This window comes from Pseudomonas sp. GM48, from assembly GCF_000282335.1.
Lineage (GTDB): Bacteria > Pseudomonadota > Gammaproteobacteria > Pseudomonadales > Pseudomonadaceae > Aquipseudomonas.
The window spans coordinates 21,415-27,414 of the sequence record NZ_AKJM01000122.1 but is presented as its reverse complement, the minus strand read 5'-3'; the positions used below and the strand labels follow the sequence as shown (position 1 = coordinate 27,414).

Annotated in this window: 4 protein-coding genes and 2 pseudogenes; all 6 read right to left on the bottom strand. The window is 58.4% G+C overall.

The window, feature by feature from the left end; translation table 11 throughout:
• Positions 1-127: 127 nt before the first annotated feature.
• A pseudogene (locus PMI28_RS31685) lies at positions 128-535 on the bottom strand (methyl-accepting chemotaxis protein); the annotation flags it as partial.
• Between the two features lie 138 nt (positions 536-673).
• Positions 674-1,348: pseudogene (locus PMI28_RS31680) on the bottom strand (PAS domain-containing protein); the annotation flags it as partial.
• Between the two features lie 671 nt (positions 1,349-2,019).
• Entirely contained in the window at positions 2,020-3,033 is a 1,014-nt protein-coding gene (locus tag PMI28_RS06270) for an ABC transporter substrate-binding protein (protein ID WP_007990364.1), read from the bottom strand.
• Positions 3,030-3,578: a sigma-70 family RNA polymerase sigma factor gene (locus tag PMI28_RS06275; protein ID WP_007990363.1), complete on the bottom strand. Its 549-nt coding sequence runs from the start codon at positions 3,576-3,578 to the stop codon at positions 3,030-3,032. The genes PMI28_RS06270 and PMI28_RS06275 overlap by 4 nt, the downstream gene beginning before the upstream one ends.
• A gap of 240 nt (positions 3,579-3,818) precedes the next feature.
• Complete coding sequence (locus PMI28_RS06280) at positions 3,819-4,682, bottom strand: phosphate/phosphite/phosphonate ABC transporter substrate-binding protein (RefSeq protein ID WP_443200734.1); 864 nt, start codon at positions 4,680-4,682, stop codon at positions 3,819-3,821.
• Positions 4,683-4,754: 72 nt separating this feature from the next.
• Positions 4,755-5,696, bottom strand: a complete 942-nt coding sequence (locus PMI28_RS06285; RefSeq protein ID WP_007990360.1) for a fatty acid desaturase — start codon at positions 5,694-5,696, stop codon at positions 4,755-4,757.
• Between the last annotated feature and the right edge of the window lie 304 nt (positions 5,697-6,000).

The following is a 6,000-nucleotide window of genomic DNA, read 5'->3' as shown; positions in this document are numbered from 1 at the left end:
ACGTACCGCAATGACTGATTTTACGACTGCTTCGCAGCCGAACGCAGCCTCGCGGGCTCGGCAGCTGCTACAGATCGCATTAGCGCTTAACTGACTGGCATTAGGGACCCTTTTTCATTTGCCACGACTAGTTCAGTTGCAACGTCGAGTTGAACTGACTGATCGCATCTACCACATGCCGCGAGCCCTGTTGGATTTCCAGGATCACCTCCCCCGCCTCGTTCGCCAACTCAACCCCGAGCCCGGTACGACTCAGACTCGATTGCATGCTCGACACCGCGCTGAGTGACAAATCGTGGTTCTTGCGCACCACCTCGACAATCTCCAGCGTCGCCTGACTGGTGCGCGCCGCGAGGCTGCGCACTTCATCGGCCACCACGGCAAACCCGCGCCCGTGCTCGCCGGCGCGGGCCGCTTCGATCGCGGCATTGAGCGCCAGCAGGTTGGTCTGATCGGCAATGCCGCGGATGGTCTGCACGATGGTGCCGATGATGTCGGACTGCTTGCTCACGGCATCAATGCTCAGCGCCGCTTCGTTCAGGTCGCGGGAAATATCCTGGATGATCTGCACCGTCTGCTGCACCACCTCGGACCCTTTGCGCGCACAGACGTCGTTTTGCACCGAGGTGCTGTGGGCCGATTCAGCGGCGGTTTGCAGGGTGGTCATCTGGTGAGTGATGTCGCTGGCAAACTTGACCACTTTGTACAAACGCCCCTTGGCGTCGAACAACGGGTTGTAGGACGCTTCGAGGAATACCGTCTGACCTTGCTTGTTCCTGCGCTCGAAACGATGGGAGTGATATTCGCCGCGGTTGAGCGAAGCCCAGAAATTGCGGTACCCCTGGGACTCGGCTTCGGCCCGATGGCAGAACAGGCTGTGATGCTGCCCCACCACTTCGTGGAGCGAGTACTGCATGGTTTTCAGGAAGTTGTCGTTGGCGCTGATGACCTTGCCATCGGGCGTAAATTCGATCACGGCCATGGAGCGGCCTATCGCGGCGAGTCGGCTTTCGTTTTCATGTTCCTTGTTGACCCGGGCGGTGATGTCGGTAGCGACCTTGATCACGCTCTTGACTTGCCGGTCTGGGCCCAGCACCGGCATGTAGCTGGCTTCGAGCCAGATTTCACGGCCGCTTTTGTGCAAGCGCAAAAAGGTCCCGCTCAGCGACTCGCCTCGCGCCAGATCGCGCCACAGTTTGGTGTAGTCGTCGCTGCGGTAAAACTGCTCTTCACAAAAGATCCGGTGATGCTTGCCGCGCACTTCGTCGGCGCTGTAACCCATGGCACTGCAAAAGTTTTCGTTGGCATCGATGACGATGCCGTCCGGGGTGAATTCAATCATCGCCATCGAACGACTGATCGCCGCCAGCTTAGAGTTGGCCTCGTTCAGCGCACAGCTGAATCGTTCGATTTCCAGCAGGTCAGCCTTGTGATGTAGGTTGAACATTGTTGCATCACCTTCTGCGCGGTTTTTTGATTGATGAAAGTTGCAGGTCTTTCACATCCACCACTACGTTCCATGGAACAGGCGCACACATCCCTCCAATAAGAAGGACTAGTCAGGTGATAAATGATGATCAATCGGAGGGGTCCTAAATCGGCACTCTCATCAAGACATCCTTCTCTTGATAGCCCGCAAGCAGGCCAGCCCTAACAGATTCACAACAAATTCCATTTAGCGTACGGCTCCTTGCCATTAAGTGTCGGTGCCTTCGATTGCGCACTCTTTCGCCAATACATCGACCGCCTCATCACGGTCGACATAGTTAGTTACACCTGATCATAGACAGCCACCTTGGGTTTGCAAGGCCACTAGTATGCCAGCATTGAGGACAAAATCGATTCAGCGACCGACGGTGAAAGCGGCGTTGGCTGCCGAATTGGCGTAAGACTTCAAATCGCATCGCGAGCAAGCTCGCTCCCACAGGGGATCTCTGCTGACCACGGGTTGTGTGGGCACAACAGATCCAATGTGGGAGCGAGCTTGCTCGCGATGGCTACCTTCCAGGCACCACAAAACTACAAGCTGGCACTCACCCTGGTAGCCACCTCCCCCGGCACCCAGCCCTTCCACACCTGCGGCTGATCACGCAAAAACGCTTCGGCGACTTCCCGGGGTTTTTGCCGTTTTTCGCTCATCTGGCCCAAGGTCTGGTTCAGCAAATCAATCGGCAAATCAACTTTTTCAAAGAACGTCACCAGCTCCGGATATTGCACCTTGAACGGTGCCGACACGCCGATAGCCAGGCTGGCCGGCATCGAGCGCGTGCCTTTGGGGTTTGGATTGTTGGCGTCGGCCAGGGTTTTCCAGGCTTCGGCGTCGAACGGCGGCTCGTCGAGTTTCACCAGTTTGAAGCGCCCGAGCAGCGGCGTTGGCGACCAGTAGTAGAACAGCACCGGTTTGCCACGGCGGATCGACGACGCCACCTCTGCATCCAGCGCCGCGCCGGAACCGGTGCGGAAATTGACGAAGCTTTCGCTCAGGTCGTAGGCCTTGAGTTTCTGGCTGTTGACGATCTCCGAGGTCCAGCCGGTCGGGCTGTTGAGGAAGCGTCCGCGGCTCGGGTCTTCGGGGTCGCGGAATACATCCTTGTACTTCGCCAGATCAGCGACGGATTTCAACTCCGGGGCCAAGGGCTTGATGCCACGTTCGGCATCGCCCTTGATCACGTACTCCGGCACCCACCAACCCTCAGTGGCGCCTTTGACCGTATCGCCGAGGCCGAACACCTTGCCCTCCGCCGCCGCCTTGACCCACGCCGGACTGCGCCCGGCCCACTCTTCTCCAATGACCTGGATATCGTTTTTGGCCAGTGCCGCTTCCAGGCTGACGGTGCTGCCCGGCAGCGTGTCGGTCGGGTAGCCATAACCTTTTTCAACGATCAGGCGCAGGATTTCGGTGATGAGGCTGCCGCTTTCCCAAGTGATGTCGCCAAAGTGGATAGGTGCCGCTTTTTCCGTGGCCGATGCCGGGTGGGACAACAGGCTCAGGGCCAGCAGCGAACTGCCGAGCAGGGTTTTGATCGATCTCATGCGGACCTCTTGTTCTGGAGTGGACGGTTCAGGGATTGATTGGCGCTGTGCCGGTCGCACAGGGCCTGGGAACGGGTCATGTAGTCGCTGACCGAACGCAGCGAGATGCCCAGCACAGCGGCAATTTGCGGATAGGTCAGGCCGTCGATCCGCGACAGCAGGAAGGTTGAACGGACTTTGCCGGGCAGCCGCTGAAGACTGCGCTCCACACGGCTCAGGGTCTGGGACAACTGAGCCAGTACCTCCGGCGATTCGGCATGAATCGGCTCGGCCTGTTGCAGTTGCTGAAGATGCCGACGCTCCAGATCACCTCGACGCCAACGCTGATAGAGCAGGCGCCGGGCGATAGTGATGAGTAAGGCACGGGGTTCACGGATTGCCGTCAGGCCAGGGGCTTCGAGCAGTTGCACGAAGGTTTCGCAGGCAATGTCCTCGACACCGGCGGCATCGTTCAGAGATTGACGCAGGCGTGTGCAGAGCCAGTGGTAATGAGCGCGGAACAGTCCGTCCACGTGTTTGCGATGAAGAATATCGGCGCCGGACATAGGGGCTCCTGGGTTAGGGGTCGCTGAATGTCCGGTGGTCCGGTGAGGCGAATCCTAGCAAGGAGCCTTATTCATTAATAATACTTAAAACTTATTTTTATATTCATTTATGGAATTATAAAAAAGTGGTGCCTGATAAACCGCTATCGCGGGCAAGCCACGCTCCCACAGGTTCACCGTAATCCTGTGGGAGCGTGGCTTGCCCGCGAAAAATGGACCTGTCGACCCGACATTTGCGCCCTATCGCAAATCTCCATACCCCAGCATCTCGGCCTCATGCTGATAATCGAGCACAACCTGATAGTCGCTTTCGCTAGCCGGCAGCACCTCGGGCAACCCGAGGATTTCGGCGACGTCAGGCAATTCGCACAACGCCTGATTCATCGCCCGCAATAGCCCTTCAGCCTGCTGATCGCTGACGGTGGCTGCCGTGATGTAGGGCAACGTCGGACTCAATGCACTGCGAGCAATCACGCGCAAACCGGCCACTTCCTCCTCGGCGTATCGGGCCAGACAGGCAAATGTCACGCTGTCGATGGCCGCCAGATCAGCAAGGCCTTCGCGCAACCAGCGCAGGCTTTCGCGATGACTACCGCTGATTCCGACCTGCGCAAAAAACTGTCCGTCACGTTGCAACGGCGCCAACCGGTGGCGCAGCAGGTTCATGCCGCTGTTGGAGTCATGGCTGTTGATCACGCCTCGGCTGCCGCGAAAATCCGCCAGGGTTCGCCGTGCATCATCAATACGCCCCAGAATCAGGCTGCAATGATTGCCGCCGCTACTGTCCGAAAGCTCATATCGAGGGCGGCCCAGCACACGGACCTTGCCGCGCAATGCCGTCATCAGCGGATAACCGCAGGTTTGTGTGAGCAGCAAGTGCGGCGACAGCCACATCTCCATCAGTGACAGGCCTTCGGCATCGCCACGGGTTTCGCCCAGGTGCTCGAGGATTCGCGTCAGCCAGCGCTCGTTGGCCTGGCGGATAGGCTCGGGGGCGACGTACATCAGTAGTTCGGCGATGTGTTGAGGCATCAGGATATTCCAATACGACAATGTTCCCTGTGGGAGCGGGCTTGCTCGCGAATGCGGTGTGTCATTCAACATTGATGCTGGCAGAGACGACGCCTTCGCGAGCAAGCCCGCTCCCACAGGGGGGGAAGGCGTCTGGCAAAAAAATCAGTGAAACGGATGCCTCGGGCTGTCGATGGCCTTTACGCCGTATTCACGCCACAGCTGCCCATAACCCTGCACCAGAAACCCACCACTGCGCGCCAGCCATTGCTCGCGGCGGGCCCGATAGGCGCGGGGCAAGTCGTACCAGGGCAGCCCCGGCAAATCGTGGTGCACCAAATGCAGATTGAGGTTGAGGAACAGCCAGCGCCACGGCCACGCCGCTTCATTGAGCACGGTGCGCTGCTCCGGCGCCGCATGAGGTCGATGTTCATAGTAGGAGCGAATCATCGCAATCGACAGCGCCGGTACGCTGACCAGCAACAGGTAATGCCACACCGGCAACACGCTGTAGCGCGCGATGAACAGCAGCATCGACAGGGTCAAGGCACCATGGCTGAGCCACATCAACCAGGCCTGGCGCTCGCCGCTTTTCAGGCGTTGCAGTTCTTCCCGGGCCAGCGTCAGCAAGGCGATTGGCGCACCGAGCAGAAAGCGCCCGAGCACGGTTTTGTTCAACCAGTGCAGGCCTTGTTTGAACAACGAACTGCCCTGCCACTGCTCGGCATTCAGGTAACGGCTTTCCGGATCGCGACCGGGGATAGTCAGGTCCTCGTCGCGGTGATGCAGCAAATGGCTGTCGCGATACAAGGTGTAGGGATACCAGACGGCAAACGGTGCGTAGCCAAGGATTTTGTTCAACAGCGGCCAGCGGGTCGGATGACCGTGCAGCAGTTCGTGCTGCACCGACAGCCACAACACCACCACGGGAATCAGCAACAACGTGCTCAACCACAGACCCAATGAATCACTGGCCAGAACAAGGGCGAACCACGCGCTGTACACGCCAATCAACAGCAACCAGGTCGGCCACTCGGTGCGGGCGGTGACGCGTTGGCGCAGGGTTTCGATTTCTTCTCGGTGGGCTGCATCGAAATAATGAGGCATGGCATTGCTCGGATCGGGGACCAATCCTCTTCTGTGCAACGACGCCCGGATTTCTTGCAGATTATTTTCAATGTGATCGCTCCCGCATTGCGCGGGAGCGATCGGTCAGCGCAGGCTCAATGCCCGAACACATTGACCTTTTTGGCTTTCTTGTCGGCGCGCTTTTCAATAGCGGTTTTCGCCGGCTTTTTCTTGTCTGCTTTCTTTGAATCCAAACCTTTGGACATGATGCGTACTCCACTCATGGGGATGTGAGATCAGGTATACACCTATCCCGGCGCGTGCGTTCTTTTATAATCGCCCG

Excerpts from the sequence above, each read along its gene's own strand:
- PMI28_RS06270 (WP_007990364.1), bottom strand. The coding sequence starts at position 3,033 with ATGAGATCGATCAAAACCCTGCTCGGCAGTTCGCTGCTGGCCCTGAGC.
- PMI28_RS06280 (WP_443200734.1), bottom strand. The coding sequence starts at position 4,682 with ATGTTGAATGACACACCGCATTCGCGAGCAAGCCCGCTCCCACAGGGA.
- PMI28_RS06285 (WP_007990360.1), bottom strand. The coding sequence starts at position 5,696 with ATGCCTCATTATTTCGATGCAGCCCACCGAGAAGAAATCGAAACCCTG.
- PMI28_RS06275 (WP_007990363.1), bottom strand. The coding sequence starts at position 3,578 with ATGTCCGGCGCCGATATTCTTCATCGCAAACACGTGGACGGACTGTTC.